General features: G+C 67.4%; 22 protein-coding genes. 19 read left to right on the top strand and 3 right to left on the bottom strand.

The window, feature by feature from the left end:
* A partial coding sequence (locus ACWCO3_RS13220) for a LysR family transcriptional regulator (protein ID WP_450010065.1) occupies positions 1-61 on the bottom strand: 61 nt, incomplete at its 3' end.
* Between the two features lie 91 nt (positions 62-152).
* Positions 153-575, bottom strand: coding sequence for a GntR family transcriptional regulator (locus ACWCO3_RS13215; RefSeq protein ID WP_450010063.1), 423 nt, complete (start codon positions 573-575; stop codon positions 153-155).
* A 350-nt stretch (positions 576-925) separates the two neighbouring features.
* Between ACWCO3_RS13215 and ACWCO3_RS13210 the strand changes: the two genes are divergently transcribed.
* The 5 genes from ACWCO3_RS13210 (at position 926) to ACWCO3_RS13190 (ending at position 3,531) form a co-directional block, all read left to right on the top strand.
* Positions 926-1,051 (top strand): hypothetical protein, encoded by a 126-nt coding sequence (locus ACWCO3_RS13210; protein ID WP_450010061.1) that lies wholly within the window; start codon positions 926-928, stop codon positions 1,049-1,051.
* 75 nt (positions 1,052-1,126) lie between these two features.
* Positions 1,127-1,459: a hypothetical protein gene (locus tag ACWCO3_RS13205; protein WP_450010059.1), complete on the top strand. Its 333-nt coding sequence runs from the start codon at positions 1,127-1,129 to the stop codon at positions 1,457-1,459.
* A gap of 91 nt (positions 1,460-1,550) precedes the next feature.
* A complete protein-coding gene (locus ACWCO3_RS13200) occupies positions 1,551-1,796 on the top strand; it encodes a precorrin-4 C11-methyltransferase (RefSeq protein WP_450010057.1) in 246 nt (81 codons plus the stop codon).
* 149 nt (positions 1,797-1,945) lie between these two features.
* Complete coding sequence (locus ACWCO3_RS13195; protein WP_450010055.1) at positions 1,946-2,767, top strand: GntR family transcriptional regulator; 822 nt, start codon at positions 1,946-1,948, stop codon at positions 2,765-2,767.
* The gene (locus ACWCO3_RS13190; RefSeq protein ID WP_450010053.1) at positions 2,755-3,531 is read left to right on the top strand and encodes a glycosyltransferase family 2 protein; all 777 of its coding nucleotides are present in this window, start codon (positions 2,755-2,757) and stop codon (positions 3,529-3,531) included. Before ACWCO3_RS13195 ends, ACWCO3_RS13190 begins: the two co-directional genes overlap by 13 nt.
* Here ACWCO3_RS13190 and ACWCO3_RS13185 read toward each other — a convergent pair.
* The gene (locus ACWCO3_RS13185; RefSeq protein WP_450010051.1) at positions 3,521-3,952 is read right to left on the bottom strand and encodes a hypothetical protein; all 432 of its coding nucleotides are present in this window, start codon (positions 3,950-3,952) and stop codon (positions 3,521-3,523) included. The genes ACWCO3_RS13190 and ACWCO3_RS13185 overlap by 11 nt on opposite strands.
* 1,335 nt (positions 3,953-5,287) lie before the next feature.
* On the opposite strand from ACWCO3_RS13185, the gene ACWCO3_RS13180 reads away from it, so the two are divergent.
* From ACWCO3_RS13180 to ACWCO3_RS13115, 14 genes are all read left to right on the top strand, one after another.
* Positions 5,288-5,683, top strand: a complete 396-nt coding sequence (locus ACWCO3_RS13180) for a transcriptional regulator (protein WP_091402451.1) — start codon at positions 5,288-5,290, stop codon at positions 5,681-5,683.
* 148 nt (positions 5,684-5,831) lie between these two features.
* The gene (locus tag ACWCO3_RS13175) at positions 5,832-7,454 is read left to right on the top strand and encodes an FtsK/SpoIIIE domain-containing protein (protein WP_450010049.1); all 1,623 of its coding nucleotides are present in this window, start codon (positions 5,832-5,834) and stop codon (positions 7,452-7,454) included.
* A complete protein-coding gene (locus tag ACWCO3_RS13170; RefSeq protein ID WP_145778875.1) occupies positions 7,451-7,705 on the top strand; it encodes a hypothetical protein in 255 nt (84 codons plus the stop codon). Before ACWCO3_RS13175 ends, ACWCO3_RS13170 begins: the two co-directional genes overlap by 4 nt.
* Before the next feature lie 3 nt (positions 7,706-7,708).
* Positions 7,709-7,897 (top strand): hypothetical protein, encoded by a 189-nt coding sequence (locus ACWCO3_RS13165; protein WP_112671649.1) that lies wholly within the window; start codon positions 7,709-7,711, stop codon positions 7,895-7,897.
* On the top strand, positions 7,894-8,436 hold the full coding sequence (locus tag ACWCO3_RS13160; RefSeq protein ID WP_145778876.1) for a DUF2637 domain-containing protein: 543 nt from the start codon (positions 7,894-7,896) through the stop codon (positions 8,434-8,436). Before ACWCO3_RS13165 ends, ACWCO3_RS13160 begins: the two co-directional genes overlap by 4 nt.
* The gene (locus tag ACWCO3_RS13155) at positions 8,433-10,187 is read left to right on the top strand and encodes a replication initiator (protein WP_450010045.1); all 1,755 of its coding nucleotides are present in this window, start codon (positions 8,433-8,435) and stop codon (positions 10,185-10,187) included. The genes ACWCO3_RS13160 and ACWCO3_RS13155 overlap by 4 nt, the downstream gene beginning before the upstream one ends.
* Entirely contained in the window at positions 10,184-10,369 is a 186-nt protein-coding gene (locus ACWCO3_RS13150; protein ID WP_030329852.1) for a helix-turn-helix transcriptional regulator, read from the top strand. Before ACWCO3_RS13155 ends, ACWCO3_RS13150 begins: the two co-directional genes overlap by 4 nt.
* Complete coding sequence (locus tag ACWCO3_RS13145; RefSeq protein ID WP_145778878.1) at positions 10,366-11,802, top strand: tyrosine-type recombinase/integrase; 1,437 nt, start codon at positions 10,366-10,368, stop codon at positions 11,800-11,802. The genes ACWCO3_RS13150 and ACWCO3_RS13145 overlap by 4 nt, the downstream gene beginning before the upstream one ends.
* Before the next feature lie 158 nt (positions 11,803-11,960).
* Positions 11,961-13,232, top strand: coding sequence for a pentapeptide repeat-containing protein (locus ACWCO3_RS13140; RefSeq protein WP_450010043.1), 1,272 nt, complete (start codon positions 11,961-11,963; stop codon positions 13,230-13,232).
* A 418-nt stretch (positions 13,233-13,650) separates the two neighbouring features.
* Positions 13,651-14,061: a hypothetical protein gene (locus tag ACWCO3_RS13135; RefSeq protein ID WP_450010042.1), complete on the top strand. Its 411-nt coding sequence runs from the start codon at positions 13,651-13,653 to the stop codon at positions 14,059-14,061.
* Positions 14,062-14,064: 3 nt separating this feature from the next.
* A complete protein-coding gene (locus ACWCO3_RS13130; RefSeq protein ID WP_357834365.1) occupies positions 14,065-15,495 on the top strand; it encodes a pentapeptide repeat-containing protein in 1,431 nt (476 codons plus the stop codon).
* A 331-nt stretch (positions 15,496-15,826) separates the two neighbouring features.
* The gene (locus tag ACWCO3_RS13125) at positions 15,827-17,017 is read left to right on the top strand and encodes an epoxide hydrolase family protein (RefSeq protein WP_145778881.1); all 1,191 of its coding nucleotides are present in this window, start codon (positions 15,827-15,829) and stop codon (positions 17,015-17,017) included.
* Positions 17,018-17,900: 883 nt separating this feature from the next.
* Entirely contained in the window at positions 17,901-18,059 is a 159-nt protein-coding gene (locus ACWCO3_RS13120; RefSeq protein WP_167524762.1) for a hypothetical protein, read from the top strand.
* A gap of 33 nt (positions 18,060-18,092) precedes the next feature.
* A complete protein-coding gene (locus ACWCO3_RS13115) occupies positions 18,093-20,621 on the top strand; it encodes a putative bifunctional diguanylate cyclase/phosphodiesterase (RefSeq protein WP_450010039.1) in 2,529 nt (842 codons plus the stop codon).
* Positions 20,622-20,677 lie beyond the last annotated feature (56 nt).

Below are 20,677 nucleotides of genomic sequence, written 5' to 3'. Positions count from 1 at the left end.
GTGTGCGGTTGAACAGGCGTACCCCGAGGTCCTTCTCCAGGGCGGCGATGCGCTTGGACACGGCCTGCTGGGTGATCGACAGCGCGGCGGCGGCGGCGCGTGCGGCCCGTTTAGGGCCCGCCTTGAGGATGTATCGATGCCGCGAACAGAGGCTACTGGCTCGGCCGAAGCAATCTGTAAGTTCTGACGACTGCTTTGACGGTTCCAGATGATCGATCGATGCTCTGTTGTTCGACTAGGGGTGTCCCCACCTCTACGGCGAAGAGGGCTGCAAGCTCCGGGTCTGCGGCGACTTCCCGCTGTGCGGTCGTGAGTAGATGGGCTGTGGTTTCTCTGCCCGCCGGTAGGCGGAGACATGCATAGGTGGCGCGACCGTGTTCGGTGGTGACGTAGCCATCGGCCCTCAAGGCAGCTATAGCCTGGCGGACTGTGCCGCGGGCTGCCCGGAATTCGGCGGTGAGGGTGCTCTCGGTCGGCAAGAGGGCGCCGGGCGGGATGGCACCGCTCTCGATGCGTTCCCTTAGTTCATCCGCAATGGCGCGGTAGCGGGGCTGTCCGTAGTGCGGGGTGGGCACCCGCTCACCGTACCTGGCACTTGTCTTATCAAGTGCCAACCAAGTGACCCATTTCGACGTCTAGACAACTCGTCCACTTGTAGATACGTTTCCTGGTGTGTGGCTGGGGTGACGGCCCGTGTCAGGGGTGGTCTCGCGCTGGCCCTGGTCGCACCTGATGCGCGGCGTCCTGTCGGACCGGTTGCGGTAGCCGCGCCTGCAAGTTGGCTCGGCGATACCCGACCCGTCCGGCGTCGGACGGTGCGCCGTGCCTTCATCCGGGCCGGTGGCCGGCCGCATTCCCCCGTGGCTGGCCACCGGTCCCCGCCTACCTGTGGAGGTGCGATGTCAGGCTCTCATCGTCGGCACCGATGGCTCTCGTGCTGGTGGTCTCGGAGGCGCCCATCTGCCCGGGGCGCCAACAGCGTCGGTCAGTCGAGTTCTCGCGCGGCTTCTACGACCTCCTCGCCGCGGTGGTCGACGGGCGCCACCCGTGAGTTGCCTGTGCTCCGGTATGCGCCCTTGATGACGCGGGCGCAGCTTTTCCGAGGCAACGGCGGGCGGTGGCCGCGATGAGTCGTACGAACAAGCCGGCTGCGGTCGCCAGCCACCCGGACTGGTGCGCCCCGGATCGCTGCGGCTACCTGGTGCCGCCGGTGATGACGCACATGGCCCGTCGTCATCGCGGCCCAATGCGGCGGGCCGGCGACAGTCGGGCGGGCGGACTCGTCGTCACGTACCTCATCAGTGACGCACTGGGCAGTCCCATGGTCGGTGTTCACGTGACGTGCCGGGCCGGGAACGCCTGGGCGGAATTATCCCTGCCGCAGGTAGCCCAACTGGTCGAGCACCTTCGCGGATCGCTGGCACAGGCCACCGCGCAGCAGGGGGCCGGCGATGAGTGAGGGTGCTGCGATCCCAGAGAGGCCGTCGCCGTCGTCGATCGCTCCGAGCGTGTGCCCGGTGTGGTGTCGAGGCTGTGGACCGAATGACCCGATGCACCGCGGACTTCTCTCAACCATTGGACGGGAGCGGACCGGCTGGGTCACCGTCCAACTGGTCGTCGACCGGTTCGCCCGCCGGGACTTGGTCGTGAAGCTCGACGCGACCCGATACGGCGCGACGCAGACCGTGCTCCTGTCGTGCGCGCAGGTGGACCGGCTCATTGACGAGCTGGTCTACGCCCAGCTGGAGATGCTGCCACCGGCAGATGGCGGCGAGCGGGCTGGAGAGACGTTGTGAACGCCAACACTCGTCGGGGCTCAGCCGTTCCTCGTACGCCTGGCCTGCGCCCTGCGCGGTCACCGCGAGCAGCGGTGGCCGTACCGGCGGTTCCTGAGCGGCCCGCTGGCGGGACCACCTGGCAGACGTTGGAACGTCTAGGGGGTACGGTGACCGGTGTGCAAGGCCGGGACTGGCGCCCTCGCTACCTGCAACTCGCAGAAGAGTTGCGGGCGAAGATCGTGAGCGGTGACCTGGCCCCCGGCACTCTGATGCCCAGCGAGACCGAGTTGGCCGACACCTCGGGCCTGTCGCGCACGAGCGTCCGCAACGCCATCCGGCAGCTTCGGGAATGGGGCCTGGTCCGCGCGGAGCAGGGGCGTGGCACCTACGTACGGGCACCCCGCCAGCGGGTACGCCGTCGCAACACTGAGCGGTACCAGTGGGAGAAGGATCGTGTCCTGCTCGACGAGGACGAGCGGCTGAAGACTGGTGCCACCGAGCACGACACCGGCCTAACGGTCGACGACCTGAAGTTCCACGCCGAGTACTCCCAGGTGCAGGCTGATGTGGAGATGGCGGCGGCCTTGCAGGTCGAGCCGGGTACTCCGCTGCTTCGCCGGGTCTACTGGACGTCCTCGCGGCACGAGAACGCGCCGCTGACCGTGTCGTACTCCTACCTGCCGTACGACCTGGTGGCCGCGAACCCGGACCTGCTCGACGCGGGCAAAGAACCGTGGCCGGGCGGCACCCAGCATCAGCTCTACACACTCGGCATCGAGCTGGACCGAATCGACGACGAGATCCGGGCGCGTCCACCGTCGCCGGATGAGGCCGAGTTGCTGGACATCGACCCGGGCGTCTCCGTGCTTACCGTGCGGAAGACCTCGACCGACACCACCGGTCGAGTCGTCGAGGTTGCCGACGTAGTGATGCCCGGCGACCGCACCGAGCTTGTCTACTCCCACAAACTCCAGCGGTGGAAAACTTGACGCAGCTCGTCTCGGTCATCACCCCGGTCCACGCGCCCAGCATCGAGCACCTGCCCGGCGCCTACGAGTCGTTGGCCAAGCAGGAGATGCCTGACGGCTGGGACTGGGAATGGCTCGTCCAGGAGGACGGGCAGACCGGCGCCCTGGTCGACGCGCTGCCTGACGATCCCCGGATCAGCCTCGGCACCGGCCGTCCCGGTGGGCCTGGTGTTGCCCGTACCCTCGCGCTCTCCCGAGTCTCCGGGCAACTCATCAAGGTCCTGGACGCCGACGACCAGTTGACCCCCGGCGCGCTCGCCCGAGACATTGCCGCGTTCGACGCGCATCCGCATATCGGCTGGACCACCTCGCGGGTACTCGACCTGCTGCCCGACGGGTCAACCGCCGGATGGGACAAGGACCCGGCCGGCGGGGTCATCGACCGCGGTTCGGTCCTGACGTTCTGGAAGGCCAACGACTACCGAGCATCGGTGCACCCGGCGACCCTGTGCCTGCGGCGAGATCTCGTCTTCGCCCTGGGCGGCTGGATGGCGCTGCCCGCCTCCGAGGACACCGGCCTCCTGCTCGCCGCCAACGCGGTCACAGCGGGCTACTTCACCCGGGAGTACGGCCTGCTCTACCGCAAGTGGCCCGGCCAGGTCACCAGCCAGGCCGCGCACCGGGAACCGGCCGAGTACCAGGCACGGATGAGGATCATCGAGGCCCGAGCCAACGCCCTAGCCTCGATGATCCCGAACGGCTTCGGAGACAGCGCTACGGCGTAGCTTCGTGCCCTGGCAACCCGTGGGTACGCCGCCGCTCCTTCATCTCTGCCTCGAAGATGTGCCGCCGACCGCCGGCCAGCTTCTCCCGCGCGTCCCGCTCGATCTCCTGGAACGCGGCGTAGTAGCCGTCGTCGAAATCCTCCACGATCTGGAACGTCCACCGGCCCGGTAGCACGTTGCGCCCCAACAGCTCGTGCTCGACCCGGTCGGCCATCTCCTCGTGCCCAGCCTCCCGGAGCAGCTTCACCACCCGGTCAAGGGTGAGATCCGCGCCGCCGACGAGCTGGTGCGCCGAGTAGAGGTGCCCTCGCACCCGATGGACCGTCTCCAGCGCCTTGCTCAACTCGCCGAGAGCCTCCACGGTCGTGTCGTCCAACCCGTCCGGCCGCGAGTGTGCCTCGTCGACCGAACGCCGTTTCATCTGCTCTGCCACAACTTCTCCGGTACCCGCCAGAGAGGAGTTCAAGCGGGAGGCGATGCATTGTCTGTAGCACGGAGAGTGCGCCATACAACAGGCGTGGGCTGCCGTCAAGCACGACACGGTGCGGGCTGAAAGTCCGGACTGAATAGCCTTGGAGTCGAGTCTTCCGCTGGTTCCGGTTGCAATTTCTGGCGCCGATGTGTCTATGATTATCGCGAGTCATAATCGGCTGCCCGAGCGACGCAAAACCGTTGAATCGCCAAGATCAAGAATGGCGATCAGACCGAGTTCGCGTGAGGTGGTGGAGCATGGCTCGATCCCGGAAGCGGTCCAAGCCTCGGCAGGTGCGAGGCCGAAACTGCAGGAGGCGTGGTTGGCTGCGGCAGCACGGCGTTAAGGCTCTGACCTGGGTAGTCAGGTTGGGTGTCGCCGTGGTTTCGCTGACCACTCACTTCAGGGATGGGTCTGGAGGCCAGGCCACCTAGTAGGTGACCCGGCCCCCAGGTGGGGCTCCCGCGTTAGCTTACCGGCGCAGCGGGGGCCCCTTCTCTCTGCGCCCACTCAACTACGTGAACGCAGACTCCTGAGCGTGGGTGCGTTGAACGTTCAACGCTTCCCAACTTCTAAGCCAAGCGTATAGCACTCGGCGCTGCTCGTCACTCTGCCACAGTTGCAGTATCAGCGACTGTAATCCTTGCAGTAATAGCTACAGCAATATTTACAGCGTTCCTTGCAGCGGTCGTTGCAGCGTTGCGTACAGCAGTTGCAGTATTCAGTAGACCTTCGTCGGCAGCAAGCTTGGCGACATCGCCGGCGCCCGATCGGCTGACAAGGCTGGTGACTGTTGGAGACGGCAGGTGGCCGTTACGGTTTGCTAGCTAGCTAGCTAGCTAGCAAGGCCGCCGGCCTGTGCGCCCGGACCTAGAGAAGTTTGTAAACAAGTTTGCAAACAAGCTTGCATGCTTGTTTGCATGCATGCTCGCGCATGAGGCGTCGCTTGGCGGCGTGAGCAGTGGAGCCGTCAAGCGGCGCTGCTCCCCATGTGGCTCCGACCGCAGCGCCTGACTCCGCTCTGTGCACAGATGCTCGGGGCCACGCTCGCTGCAAGTAGTAGGAGTAAGGGCTTGCCGCCGGCCTTCGATCAGCTTGTCCTCCTGTCCATGCCCTGAGTCGCTGGCGCGATTTCTGTCGATCTCTGTCGATCTCTGGGCTGTGTCCTCTCTGCCGGCTGGTGTAGTCATCCCACCTCGGCGGCTTGTTGTTGACTTGTCTGCCAAGTGCCGTCTACCTTGGATCTCAACTTGGCAGACAAGTTAACAAGTTGGAGGTTGAGCGATGGCTCTGCGAGGCGGCACGAGGTTCGCGGTGCGGTGTGAGGACGTGTTCCCGGCGGGGTGCGCGTTGGTGCCCGAGTCTCTGGGCGAGGTCGAGGACTACGACGAGAAGACCGGCCGGCGTAGCCCGGCGAAGGACAAGCTGACCGGCCAGCGGGTGTGGCAGGTCCGGGTGATGGACCTGGATCCGGAGCTGGGGAAGCGGTCGCGGGAGACGACGGTGAAGATCTCGGCGGACTACCAGCCGGTGCCGCCGACGGGTGGCCTGTTCGAGGCGGTGGAGTTCGACGGCATGACCGTCACGCCGTACGTGGGCAACAACGGTCGGATGGCGTATTCGCTGCGAGCGACCGGGATGCGTGCCCCGGCGGGCGTGGCGACGAAGGCGGCGCAGTAGCCGCATGTGGTGGGGGCGGGGCTGTCAGGTCTTGGCGGACGGCAGCCCCGCCCTCTGTCTCTTTCCCCTGCTCTGTCGAGAGAGGTAGTGACATGTCCAAGCGTATGCCTGCCGTCCTGCGGCGGCCCACAGTGGCGGGTGCGCGATGATGCGCCGACCGCGGGGCGAGGTCGTGATGACCACCGCCGGGGATCTGATGGTGATCCGCCCGCGCCGGCTGGAGCTGCCGGTCTGGCTGATCGCGATCGGCCTGGTGCTGCGGTGGATGTGGCGGGGCCTGTGGTGGTGTCTTCGCCACCCGCTCACCGTCGGCCTGGTCGTGGCCGGGGTGAGCCTCTACCGGGAGTTCGGTCGGTCCGGCGTGATCGTGCCCGTGGTTCTGGCCGCTGCTGTGTCGGCGGTGTGGCGGTGGCGGCACGAATCGTCCTGGTGGACCTGGTGCGCCGGCCCGACCCTCGGCAGGTTCCGTCAGCTCTTCGTTTACCGGCGGGCCTGGCGCGAGGCCATGACCCTCTGCGGGCTGGCCAAGGTGTACGACCATCGCACGGTCCTGCCGGAGCTGCTGCGGGTCCGCTCGGATCAGGCGCTCGACGTGCTGACCATCCGCATGGTCCGCGGCCAGACACCGGAGGAATTTCAAAAGGCAACGGCAAACCTCGCGTACGCCTTCGGCCGGCGGCATGCCCGGATCTACTCCGAGCGTCCCGATGACCCGCCGATTCGGTCGGGCTACTGGGCGCTGGTCCTGGGTGCGGTGGATCGGCTGCGGTTCCGGGACCTTCCGTCGGTGGTCTACCTAGTGGTGGTCCGCACGGATGCGCTGCGCACCCTGGTCGACCCGTTCGACGTCCCGTCGGTGCCCGACTTCACCGCCCTGCCTCTGGCGCGGCGGGAAGACCTGCGGCACTGGTGCCTGCACCTGCTCGCCACGCACGTACTCATCGGCGGCGCCACTCGCTCCGGTAAGGGCTCGGTGCTGTGGTCGCTGGTTCGAGTCCTGGCCGGCGGTATCTCCTCCGGCCTGGTACGGCTCTGGGTGATCGACCCCAAGGGCGGCATGGAGTTCGCGATGGGCCGGCCGTTGTTCGCCCGGTTCGCCTGCAAGTCGTTCGAGGCCATGGCCGATCTGCTCGACGAGGCCGTGACGGTGATGCGGGAGCGGCAGACCCGGCTTGCCGGCGCGGTGCGGGTGCACACGCCAACTCTGGATGACCCCCTGGTCGTGGTCGTCATCGACGAGATGGCGGCACTGACCGCGTACCTCCAGGACGTTGACCTGCGCAAGCGCATCGCCGGGTCGCTCGGGTTGCTGCTGTCGCAGGGTGCCGGCGTTGGCGTCCTGGTGGTGGCGGCGTTGCAGGACCCCCGCAAGGAGGTGCTGCCGTTCCGGGACCTGTTTCCGACCCGGATCGCTCTCGGCCTGACCGAGGCCGCTCAGGTCGACCTCGTGTTGGGTGATGGTGCCCGCAACCGGGGTGCCCTCGCCGACCAGATGCCGCGCTGGGCCAAGGGCGTCGGCTACGTGATCCTCGACGGCACCCCCGAGCCGGCCCGGGTCCGCTTCTCCTACATCTCCGACGACCACATCCGGGAGCTGGCCGCGGAGTACCCGGCGCCGGCCGACGCGGCGGACATCCTCGCCCAGGTCGGCCGGGAAACTGCCACCGAACCGTCCCGGCCGCCTCTGCCCCGGCAGCGTCGCGGACCACTGCTGCCCGACTCGCTGTTGAACATCCTCGACCGGGAGACCGACGGGGGTGAGCCGCGGTGACCGGCCGGACCTTCTACCGGCTCCGGGCACCCGGCGCCGACGGTGCCACCAGCACGGCCGTCTCCGTGCGCGTCGACCCCGCCCGGCCTGACGCGTACCCGGTCTATCTCGCCGTTGGTGGCGGCCGACGCCGCATGTACCTGACCCCCGACGAGGCATGGGCGCTGTGGCGCTGCCTCTCCGAAGCGGTGGCCTCCCTCGGCGAGCCACCCGACCACATCCGTACCCGCGTCGCCCCGGCCCGGAGGTAACCGATGTCCCTCAAGAGCTTCTTCCTCGGCACCCACCGCCTCAAGCCCCTGCACATCGAACTCAACGGCTCCCCAGACCGACTCGCCGGTGCCCTGCACGGCCTGGCGCACATGGTCAACCGCCGCCGAGACCTCAACGGCCAACAGATCTGCATCATCCTGACCGTCCGCGACACCAGGGGCGGCCGATGATCCGGGAACGCGCCGAATCCGGTGTACGGGTGCTGATCCTGCTCGCCATCGGCACCATGGCCGGCGCCGCCGCCTTCACCCACGTCCACGACCTGACCGTCGCCCACGGCCAACCCGACTGGATCGGCTGGGCCAACGCCGTAGCGGTCGAGCTGATGGCCATCTACCTGGGCCTTGAGATCCGCGCCCGCCGTCGTGCCGGTCGCTCCGTCGGCCTGGTCGGCGTCCTCCTGGTCGCGTTCGCGCTGCTCTCCCTCGCCGCCCAGGTCGCCGAAGCCGAACCGTCCGTCTGGGGCTGGATCGTCGCGGCAGTGCCGTCGCTGGCCTTCCTCGCCCTGGTGAAGGTCGTCCTCTCCAGCGAACCCGCTACTCCGCCGGCATCCGAGCCCGATCAGCCGCAGGGCGATTGGTACGACGAGCCGCAGCATGTTGAACCCGCGCCGCCGGCTCCGGTGATGCCGCCGGCATCAGCCGCGGTGCTGCCTCCGGTCGGCGTCGTCCAGCACAACCGGCCCCAGGTCGTCGGGATCATCCGATGACGGCTCCCACCCTGCCCGGTCTCGAACCCGCCCCGACCCCGCCTGTTCCTCGGCCGGGGTCGCGGGCGGCCCGCATGGCGCTGCCCCGCTCGATCGACGTCCTTAAGGACATCGCTATCGAGTACGGCGTCTGCATTCGCCCGCTCGCCATGCGCCGCACCGACCTCGACACCGGCCTGACTGAAGTCATCGACCTGCCCTGCGGCGCGACCCGTGAGGACAAGTGCCCGCCGTGCGCCAAGAAGAACCGCCGGCTACGGCAAGCCCAGATCCGCGAGGGTTGGCACCGCGACGACGAGCCGCTACCCGGCCCGGAACCCGCAACCGAGGCGCAGAAGTCCCTGATCCTCTTCCGCGCACACCTGGAGTTCTCCCGCGACGAGGCGGTCAGGGCGGCCCAGTGGGACCAGGTGAACGACCTCGACGAGGCGATCCGCGAGGTAGAGGAAGCCATCGCCGTTGAGGGCCTGCGCGGGCGCGTCGGGCCACCACACACCACCGACGACGAGGACCAGGACGACGAACCCGGCCCACGGCGCAAGCGCTCCACCAAGCGGCGCCAAGATGCCCCCGAACTGCCCCGGCGCAAGGTCGAGCGCCGCACCGTCGGCAAGACCTATACCGCCCCGGACGGCTCCACCTACCAACCGTCGATGTGGCTGACCCTCACCCTCGACTCGTACGGCCCGGTCCGCCCCGACGGCACCCCCGTCAACCCGGCCAGGTACGACTACCGCCGCGCAGCCTGGGACGCGGTCCACTTCCCCCGGCTGCTCGACCGGTTCTGGCAGAACCTTCGGCGGTGCGAGGGCTGGAACATCCAGTACGCCGGCTGCGTTGAGCCGCAACGCCGCCTCGCCCCACACGCGCATTTCGCCATTCGGGGCACCATCCCTCGGGACGTCCTCCGCACCGTGGCGGCGGCGACCTATCACCAGGTGTGGTGGCCCTCGGTCGACGTCCAGCGCTACACCCTCGACCGCCTCCCGGTCTGGGACGAGCAAGCGGCGACATGGGTCGACCCCGACTCCCGCGACCCGCTGACCACCTGGACGGAAGCCCTCGACGCCATCGACGAGGACCCGGACGCCGAGCCTGTGCACGTCGTCCGCTTCGGCGCCCAGGTCGACGCCCGCGGCGTCATGCCCGGCACCGAGGACGCCGAGCGAACCATCCGGTACGTCACGAAATACATCACCAAGCACAGCGGCGACTGCCACAAGGCAACCACCGACCGGCAACGCAAGCACCTCGACCGGCTCTGGCAACAACTTCAGCTCACGCCCTGCACCGACCGCTGCGCCAACTGGCTGCTCTACGGCGTCCAGCCCAAGAAGGCAAACGCCAAACTCAAGCCCGGCCGTTGCAAGGGAAAGGTCCACCAGCGCGACACCCTCGGCATCGGCGGCCGGCGCATCCTCATCTCCCGCGACTGGTCCGGCAAGACCCTCGCCGACCACAAGCACGACGCGCGGGCCTGGGTCCGGGCACTGCTCGGGGTCACGACCGACGGCACGCAGCTCGTCGACGACCAGGGCGAGACCGCCGAACGGGTCCGGCATGCCTGGGAGTTGGCCCGCCCCGACGACCCCGACGTCGGCCCGATGACCCACCGACTCATGCGCTCGATCAGCGAACGCGCCCGCTGGCGATCCGAACTGCTCGCCGCCAAGGACCGGGCCGCGCAGGGGGCCTCAGATCTTTCGGCAACTCAGCACAGCGCACAGCACGACGGGGAGGAAACGCAGTGAACGAGGAGTTGTTGACCGTGCCGGAAGTGCTCGCCGAGCTGCGCGTACCGCGCTCGACCTGGTTCTACTGGCGGCAGACCGGCAAGGGACCACGGGTGATCAAGCTCCCGAACGGGCAGCTGCGGGTCCGCCGGTCGGCGCTCGGTCGGTGGCTCGGCGACCTGGAGCAGGACGCCGCATGAAGAGCTACGAGGTCCAGATCTGGGAGATCGCCAAGCGCGCCGACCGGAAGGCTCGGCCGTGGCGGGTTCGCTGGGCGGTGAGCGGCCAACGCTTCGAGGACATGTTCCGTACCAAAGCCCTGGCGCACTCGTTCCGCGCCGAGCTGGTCCAGGCGGCCAACGCGGGGGAGCCCTTCGACCCGGCCACCGGCCGCCCGGTCTCCGAGGCCAGAACCAAGAACCCCACCACCTGGTACGCGCACAGCCGCGCGTACGTCGAGATGAAGTGGCCGCGGGCGGCGGCCAAGACCCGGCGCTCGATCGTCGAAGCGCTGACCTCCATCACGGTGACTCTGACCCGGCCGACCAAGCGGGGCCGACCGACTGACGCTCTACTCCGGGAGGCGCTGTACCTCTACGGCCTCAACCCGCGCCGCTGGTCCGACGAGATTCCGCCCGAACACTCGGCGGCGCTGGCCTGGCTGGAAACCGCGTCCCTCCCGGTCGTCGAGCTGGACTCGCCCGCGATGGTCCGCCGCGTCCTCGACAGCCTGTGCGTACGCCTCGACGGCAAGCCCGCGGCTGCCTCCACCGTCCAGCGGAAGCGGGCCACCTTCTACAACGTGCTCGGGTACGCCGTCGAGCTGGAGCTGATCGCCTCCAACCCGGTCGACCGGGTCCAGTGGACCGCCCCCGAGGTCGCCCAGTCCATCGACCGGCGGGTGGTGGCGAACCCGGCCCAGGTGGCCACGCTGTTGGAGGCGGTGAAATCTCTCGGCAAACGGGCTGACAAGGTCACCGCGTTCTTCGGCTGCCTCTACTACGCGGGGATGCGCCCTTCGGAAGCCGCGGACCTACGGCGGGAAGACTGCGACCTCGCCGGCCGGTGCACCGACTGCGGGGCCGACTTCGACGACCTGGCGGCGGTGAAGCCCTCCCGGTCCTGCGAGCACGAGAAGATCGAATACCGCTGGGGTCGCCTAGTGCTCGCCGGCACCTCGCCGCGCGCCGGGTCGCACTGGACCGATGACGGCGGTTCGCACGAGCGACGCGGACTCAAGCACCGGGGAAGGGCTGAGACTCGTACGGTCCCGATCCCGCCTCGGCTCGTCAAGCTGCTGTGCGCGCACGTCGATAATCACGGGGTCGGCTCGGACGGCCGATTCTTTCGTGGCTTGCACGGTGGACCGCTCTCCGAGTCGGTCTATGACCGGTGGTGGAAGCTTGCCCGTGAGCGTGTCATGACCGATGCTCAGGTCGCGTCGCCGCTCGTCCGCCGGCCCTACGACCTGCGTCACGCGGCGGCCTCGCTCTGGCTGAATGCCGGCGTCCCGCCGACCGAGGTCGCCCGGCGTCTGGGCCACGGCGTCGCCGTCCTGCTCCGGGTCTACGCCAACTGCATCGACGGGGGAGACGACACCATGAACGACAAGATCGGCGATGCCCTCGGGTGACGTTGCTGCCGGCTTGGGCGATGTTCGCGGACGTCCTAATGAGCGCTGATGTGGACGAGGTGCGCTAGAAGGAGGGGGTGGATTTGCCCGCGTCGCAAAACTCAACCCCGTCCGAGGTTCGTGTCACGGTTAGTTCGATTCCAGCCATTGATAGTCGCGTGCCAGAGCTACGCCTCTGGGGTATCCGTCGATCAATCGCTTTGGCTGTCGCAACTGCGTTGCTGCTAGTCGGGGGCCTGATTGCTGCGGCTCTCGGCTTCGCCGGTTGGCCTGGCCTTGAGCGGGGTGCAACCGTCACCGCGGCGACGCTGTTCGACCTCTTGAAGCTCGTCTTTGCCGTTGTGGCGGGCATCGGTGGTGTTGCCGCCTTGGTGGTCGCCTACCGCCGGCAGCGAGTAGCGGAGCACACGAACGCGCTGGCGGAATTCGCTCACCAACTGGCGCATGCTGCTGACCTGCGTGCCGAAGTCACCAAGGCTCTCGCTGAGGCAGCCGACGGACGCGCCAAGATCGAGACTGACCGCAACGGTGTCCGGCTGTTCAACGAACGCTTCGCCAAGGCATCCGAGCAACTCGGGTCGGAGAAAGCGGCCGTACGCCTCGCGGGCGTCTACGCCATGGCCGGACTTGCCGATGATTGGCGTGGAGGGCGGCAGACCTGCATCGACGTCCTCTGCGCCTACCTCCGCATGCCCTACACCCCGCCCTCGGATACCTCTGACGAGATTCCGGTACCGGGCGACGGTGAGGCGCCGATCGTGGATGCGGAGACGGTGCGGGCGGCTCGCGAGGAACGGGAGGTGCGACATACGGTCATGCGCCTCATCGGCAGGCACCTACGTCTTGCCGAAGACGATGCGACCTCATGGTGTAGCTACGACTTTGACTTCACGGGCGCAGTCTTCGACGGCGGGAACTTCTCGGGTACGACGTTCAGCGGTGGGGAGGTGTCCTTCGTCGGCGCGACGTTCAGTGGTGGGCGGGTGTTCTTCGACGATGCGACGTTCAGCGGTGGGGCGGTGTACTTCGATGACGCGACGTTCAGTGGTGGGTGGACCTTCTTCGACGGTGCAACGTTCAGCGGTGGTCCGGTGTTCTTCATCCGGGTGGCGTTCAGTGGTGGGCGGGTGTCTTTCAGTGGGGCGACGTTCAGTGAGGGTGCGTCCTTCGTTGACGCAACGTTCAGTGGCGGACAGGTGTTCCTCGACGCTGTGAAGATCGACCGGTGGACGTCTTTCAACGGAGCGACGTTCAGCGGCGGAAGAGTGTCCTCCGCCGGGGCGACGTTCAGTGAGGGTGCGTCCTTCACCGAGGCGACGTTCAGCGGTGGGGAGGTGTCCTTCAGCAGCGCGACGTTCGAAGTGCCACCCACGTTCGACGATTGGCCCGGTAGGCGTCCTCCTGATGGTGTCCTCCCCCAGGAATGGTGAGCATCCTTGAGCGTGGGCAGATGGTGGGCAGTGGGTGGTCCGGCACTGCCCTGGTAGAGAAAAATGGCAGGCCGGGAGCGCCGATCGAGCCAAGATCGCGGACGCCCTGTAAATCCGTCGCGAAAGCTTCAGAGGTTCGAATCCTCTACCCGCCACCAGGTGCAGACACGGCCCCTGACCAGCAGAGATGCTGATCAGGGGCCGTTGTCGTTCGTTTGGCTGAGTCCAGGCGTTGACGACTGGTTGTGGGCGGGCCGATCTTGTTCCTGCCGGTCGACGTCAAGCGGCCGAGCGCGGGTTCCTGGACTCAAGCAGATCGGTCCTGGGCACCTCCGACGACCGGCTTCCGTACCCCCTTGTTGTGGTCGGGCTCGTCGGCTCCGGGCCCGGAACGTCCACGGACGAGCAGGATGGCCTGGTGAAGCGAGACACCCTGATCGTCCTGCTCGGCGCTGAGGACGGCGACGTCTACGAGTCATGCCGTGGCGCTTTACGAGCGGGCTACGACTTCACGGTCTTCGACGGGGCAGCACCTATTGGGGCCCTGGTCACCATCTACCGGCGTCGAGAGCGTCACACACGTTCGCGTGGCTTCCGGACGCTCGGATTCGTCCAGGCCTTAGATCGGCTGGTCTCGGCCGAGGACTTGGGAGAGTTGCTGATCGGTCAGGTTGGCGGCGCCGGGACGGCCTGGTTCTACCAACTCTTCCTTGCACCTGACGGCTCCCGCGTCGTCGCCTGCTTCGCGGTTGGTCACGACAGGGAAGTCGCTGCGTCATCCTCGCCCATTCCTGCTGACCCATGGTGGACGAGGTGGGCTAGTAGTTGAAGGGTGGAGTTGCCCGCACCAAACGAATCATCCCGACCTGCCGTCCGTATCACGGTCGATTCGATTCCAGCCAGCGAAAGCCCAGTGCCCGCACTACGGCTCTGGAGCATCCGCCGGTCCATATCTCTGGCTGTTGCAGCCGCCTTGGTGCTGGTAGGCGCGTTGATCGCCGCGGCGCTGTGGTACGCGGGTTGGCCCAGCATCCACCGGGATGAAACAGTCACGGCAGCCGCGCTGTTCGACCTTCTGAAGCTTGTCTTTGCCGTTGTGGCCGGTATCGGCGGCGTCGCGGCCCTGGTGGTCGCCTACCGTCGCCAGCGAGTCGCTGAGCAAACCAACGCGTTGGCGGAGTTCGCCCATCAGTTGGCGCACGCCGCTGATTTACGCGCTGAGGTCACCAAGGCTCTTGCTGAGGCGGCAGACGAACGGGCCAAGATTGAGACCGACCGGAACGGAGTCCGCCTGTTCAACGAACGCTTCGCCAAGGCGTCCGAGCAACTTGGGTCGGAGAAGGCGGCAGTACGCCTGGCTGGGGTCTACGCAATGGCCGGACTTGCGGATGACTGGCGGGAGGGGCGGCAGACCTGCATCGATGTCCTCTGCGCGTACCTCCGAATGCCCTACATGCCGCCGGAGGCTTCGAGGGAGGCGCCGAGGCAGGCCGACGGGCAGGCGTCGATCGTGGATACGAAGACGGCGCGGACTGCCCGCGAGGAACGTGAGGTGCGCCACAGCGTCATCCGACTCATAGCGCAACATTTGCGCCTAAGTGAAGTAGACCCGGCATCATGGGGCGATGTCGATTTCGATCTCACTGGTGCCGTGATCGATGGTGGTGACTTCTCGGGTGCCGTGTTCAGCGGTGGTCGAGTGTGCTTTAGCGGGGCGACGTTCGGTGGCCTACACGTGCCCTTCGAAGGGGCGACGTTCAGTGGGGGAGAGGTGATCTTCGACGAAGCGACCTTCCTCGATGTGCGGATGTCCTTCGACCGGGCGATGTTCAACGGTGGTCTGGTGTCCTTCGCGGGGGTGGCGTTTGATCACGGTCGCGTGTCCTTCGACGGCGCGACGTTCAATGGCGGGCAGCTGCTCTTCGAGGGGGCCGCGATCAATGGTGGGCTGCTGTCCTTCGAGGCAGCGGTGTTTAGCGGCGGCCGAACGTCCTTTGCTGGGGTGGTGTTTGGGGGCGGCAGGGTGTCCTTCAACCATGTGGCGCTCGACGGTGGGCAGGTGCTGTTTGACGAAGCGGTCTTCGCCGACGGGGTGGTGTCCTTCGACGGGGCGATCTTCGACGGCGTACCCGCCTCCTTCTGCGGAGCGATCTTCAGTGGCGGAGCGGTCCGCCTCGATGAAGCGCTGTTGCGAGTACCACCCACGTTCAGCAGTTGGCCGGATGGCTACTCACCGGATGGCCTGGTCATGCCAGGAGGGTGAGCGTCAGCAGATCAGGGCCGGGAGTCCTCGTTCGGGGAGTTGAAACGCGTGCGGGCGGAGATATCCCTTCTCGCCGGAGCTGCACTGAACTTGCAGGTGGCGAGGGCGATCACCCTCGTGATGGGTTATGGCGCCTGACGCGGCGAGGCCTTCGAGGTGAGCGAAGCCCTGGTCGACGTGGCTTCGGCCATGCGGAGCGACGTTCTGTCGGGCGCGAGGGGTGGGTGATCGGAAAACGGCCCGCCCGGTCGTCGGCCGCTGCGAAACTTAGCGGGTGCCAGCACCACCGGCGCTCGGCGCGCCGGCTGACTCGACCCGTTAGGTGGCGAAGATGTCCGCCGACAACGAAATCCGTCCCTTCCGGCTCGACACGCCGGAGGAGGCTCTCGCTGACCTGCGCCGCCGGATCGCGGCCACGCGTTGGCCCAGCCGCGAGCTCGTCACCGACCGCTCTCAGGGCGTGCAGTTGGAGACGATCCAGGAGTTGGCCCGTTACTGGTCGACCGATTACGACTGGCGTGCGTTCGAGGCCAAGCTGAACGCGCTGCCGCAGTACACGACCACCATCGACGGGGTTGAGATCCACTTCATCCACGTCCGTTCTCAGCACGAGGACGCCCTGCCACTGATCATGACGCACGGATGGCCGGGTTCGGTCGCCGAGCTGCTGGGGGTCATCGGTCCACTCACCGACCCGACCGCGCACGGCGGTTCTCCCGAGGACGCGTTCCACCTGGTGTTGCCGTCCCTACCGGGGTACGGGTTCTCGGGGGAGCCGACCGACCCGGGCTGGGACTCCGCCCGCATGGCGCAGGCGTGGGCGACGTTGATGGACCGCCTCGGCTACGCGGGCTACGTCGCCCAGGGTGGCGACGTGGGCGCTGCGGTCACGGATGCGATGGGCCGGCAGGGGCCCGAGGGGCTACTCGGCATCCACGTCAACCTGCTCGCCGGGGCGATCGGTATCAAGGATCAGTTGCCGTCCGGTTCTGAGCAGGAACGTGCGGCGCATGACGCGCTCAACCTGTTCACGATGGACGGTTTCGGCTATTTCCTTGAGCAGTCCACCCGGCCGCAGACGATCGGCTACTCACTGCTGGACTCACCCGTCGGGCTGGCCGCCTGGATGCTCGACCACGACACGGACAGCTACTACAAGATCTCCCGCGCGTTCGTCGACGGCGAGCCGGCCGGAGGGCTCACCCGAGACACCATCGTCGACAACATCACGTTGTACTGGTTGACCGGTACCGGTGCTTCGTCGGCCCGCTGGTACTGGGAGTTCGGCCGTTTCCTGGCCGCAGCCCAGGCCTCTGGTCAGGCTCCTCCGCCGGTCACGGTCCCGGTTGGCTTCACCACGTTCCCGGGGGAGATCTGGGCCGCCCCACGCAGTTGGGTCGAGGCCGTCTACCCCGGCGTCGCGTACTTCAACGAAGCGGCCAGCGGCGGTCACTTCGCGGCCTGGGAGGAGCCGGAGCTCTTCTCCGCCGAGGTGCGGGCGGCATTCCGGCCGCTGCGATAACCCGGACTTCGTACCGCTTGTCGAGGGACTTCGATGGCGCGTTTGAAAGCGTCAGGCATTTCGATGAATTCGTTCTGCGAATCGTGGCGATTGGGGCCGCTCGCCCCACCACAATCGTAAGAAGTTCCCTGAGCAGCGGCATTCTTACGGAACGTCGCACCAGCCAGTGGCCAGACGAGGGCTTTCGGGTCTGCCTTCCGCCGGATGCCGGCCGTCGTCAAAACAGAAGCAACCTGGCCGGTGGCCGGAACGCCCCCTTCCCTGGCAAGGCCGATGTCGACCAGCGGCGACGGCGCGACGTCGGGACGGAACGTCATCGGGTCGGCGCGGACGACAGTGGGCTCTGCCCGAGAGAGGCTGTCGGGCCGAGGGTGCGGGCCGGGTGCCGAGCGGGCCTGGTCATCCCCTCCCGCCCCGTCCTCTCGGTAGGCCACCCAATCGGCGGATCGAACAAATTCTCTGCGTCCCGGTCTCCACCGGCTGGGAGATAGCGGCTAGTCTCACCACCGGGGGTGCGTAGGGGTCTGGGGTCGAACCACACGGCGTGCGCGGTCCGGACCGGAGGCTCAGCTCTCCACCGCCAGGACGGGCTCTCGCCTTGGTCCTGAAGAGCTGGGGATCGAGCGATTTGTCGCCTCTGGGCCCGCAAGGGCAAAGTTCCGATTCGCCGCCTTGGCTGGAAGCCGCACTATCTGCCGAAGGGAAGTTGGCGATCGCGTTGCGTAGACGCTCTGTCTGCGCGTTATTACGCGGCGGTCAACTAGCGTCGCAGCTCGCCCGGTCGGTCATGCCGATCGGCCGTACGTGGGCTTTGCGGGTCGTTTCGACTGTGGCACGATCAGGGGCACTGATTCTTGTTCTGACCCCCGACAGGAGCACGCTGATGTTTGGACGGTCGCCGCGCCGCCTTCGCGCCGCCCTCGCGTTCGCGGCCGTGGTCGCGTTTGCGGGCGCCTTCTCTGGTCAAGCCAGCGATCTTCAGCTGTTCGACTACTCGTGGGGCGCACCGGTCCTCGACAAGGGTGCCACCGTCGCCCGATAGGCCCGGTTCCGCAACACCCAGCGAGGGAGCGGAATGAAGGCTGGAACGCCCTCAGCCCGTAGATCCAATGAGCAGGCCTGGCTGATCACTGGACCTCTGGCTGTGCTGGCCATCGTCTGCTCGTTCGTCCTCGCGTTGGCTGGGCCGCCGCCTCCGGGCAATCTCTTCGGAGCGGTGGCGATTTTCGGCGTGATGGTGGCGACCAGCACCCAGGTGCTGCAGGTCGTCGTACGTCGGCAGGCGCTCGAAGTCATCGTCACCGAGATCCCGCTGGTCCTTGCCTTCTTCTACCTGCCGCCGCTGACGGTCGTCCTGATCGCCGTCCTGGCTGCGCTGGTCGGCCAGCTTCGTCGGCGTCTCAGCGCTCCGAAGGTCTGGTTCAATCTCGCCAGAACGGCCGGCGCCGCCTCGGCCGCGGGGGTTGTCCTGCTGGCGCTTCCTCCCGTCGAGGGGGTGGGCCCGAAGGCGTGGGCTGTCCTCTTCGCCGTGGTCAGTGTCAACAGCTTGATCTCGTTGGCTGCGATCAGCGCTGTCATCACCCTGCTGCACGGGTGGCAGGCAGGGTGGGAGTTGATCCGCAACGCCCCTGCCCCGCAGGTGATCTGCGCGATCAATGCCGTCATCGGGCTGGTGATCCTGATGGCGATCGAGTCCAACCTGTGGTCCGTGCTCCTGATCGCGGTACTGGCGATCGCGGTCGTTCTGGTCTACCGCTCGTACGCTCAGTTCCTTCGCCAGCACCGCACGCTCGGAAACATGTACGAGCTGACCCGGGCGATCAGCGAGAGTGGTCAGGAGGGCGGCCTGGTCGACGCGCTGCTGGACCGGGTCCGCGCGCTGATGCAGGCCGAGTACGCCACGCTCTGGCTGCCGGCCCAGGGTCGCCACCCTGAGGTCCTGCTGAGCGCCCGGCTCGACGACCGTGGCCTGCTCGACGTCGCGCTTACTCCCTCGATCGTCCGCGAACGGGTTCGGCAGTCCGGCCGCCCACTGGCGTCCGGGCGAGCCTTCGACGACGACGATGACGTCCGTAGGGCGCTGGGTAAGCACCAGGTCAAAGACGTCATCGTGGTTCCACTGCGGTCCGGCCAGGCGGTGATCGGCACGCTCGAGGTGGTCAACCGACTCAGTGACGTCGGCCATTTCACGGCCGCTGACATCCCGGTCTTCGAAACCGTGGCCGCCCACGTCGCCGTCGCGTTGGAGAATTCGCGGCTGGTCGACCGGTTGCGGCATGACGCGTACCACGACACGTTGACAGGGCTGCCCAATCGGCGGCGGATCATCGGCGCGCTGGACGAGTCGGTCAAGATCCGCCTGCCCGGTGAGGTGGTGGCGCTGCTGCTCTTCGACGTCGACGGGTTGCGCCAGGTCAACGAGTCTCTCGGTCACGCCGCCGGGGACAAGGTCCTCGCCGAGGTCGCCAGCCGGTTGCGGGCCAGCGCGCCGTCGTCGGCGCTGGTCGGCCGGGCGGGCGGGGACGAGTTCCTGGTGACGCTGCGGTTGGAGAGTGCCGAGGCCGCGCTGGATCTGGCCGCCCAACTGCGCGACCAGATCCGCGACGAAATGGTCTTCGACGCGCTCACCCTGGACGTGAATACCGCCGTCGGGGTGGCCGTACACCCTGATCATGGCAGCGACGCGGCGACCCTGCTCCTGCGTGTCGACCTGGCGGCCACGGCCGCCAAGTCGGTGCCGGGCAGTGTGCAGCTCTTCAACCCGGCGCTGGAGTCCCGATCGCTGCGCCGGCTCGGCCTGGCCGGCGATCTGCGCCGTGCGTTGGACGACAACGAGCTGAAGGTCTACTTCCAGCCCAAGGTGACACTGCGGGACCGGCGCCTGGTGGGTGTCGAGTGCCTGGCGCGGTGGGAACACCCGACGCACGGCACTGTGGCTCCCGAGGACTTCGTGGCGGTTGCCGAGCACACCGGCCAGTTGAGCCGGCTCACGGAGGTGGTTCTCCGCGAGGGGCTGCGTCGCAGCCGGGACTGGGCGCTGGCCGATCAGCCGCTGCCCATCGCGGTCAACCTCGCGGCCCGTACGCTCACCGACCAGCACTTCCCGGACCGCGTGCAGGAGCTGCTGAGCGAATATCGGGTGCCGGCGCAGCGTCTCACCCTGGAGATCACCGAGGCGGGGGTGCTGGACGGCACGGACCGACCCATCCCGACCCTGCAACGGCTGCGCGATCTCGGCGTCCGGTTGTCGGTGGACGACTTCGGCACTGGTGACTCGTCTCTGGCGCACCTGCGCCGACTGCCGGTGCACGAGGTGAAGGTGGACCGTTCCTTCGTGCAGGGCATGGCCACCGACCCGGGGGACCTGGCCATCGTCAACGCCGTGGTGACCCTCTCGCAGCAGTTCGGCCTGGCCGTGGTCGCCGAGGGTGTGGAGAGTGAGCTGACGCTGGAGCTTCTCCAGGACATCGGCTGTGAGATCGGGCAGGGCTTCCTGTTCAGCAGGCCCCTGCCGTACGAGCGATTGGCCGCCTGGTTCGGTGCTCAGGTCGAGCCGGAGACGACCGCCGACGGGGAGCTTCCGCGCCTCCGAGTCGTGCCCTGACCAGGGCGCGGACGATCACCGGGGATCCGATTTCACCTGTCGAGCCGGGCCGTGTA

It is taken from the genome of Micromonospora sp. NPDC002411 (assembly GCF_053592955.1).
The sequence above is the reverse complement of the archived record's forward strand: the minus strand, read 5'-3'. Positions and strand labels throughout refer to the sequence as shown.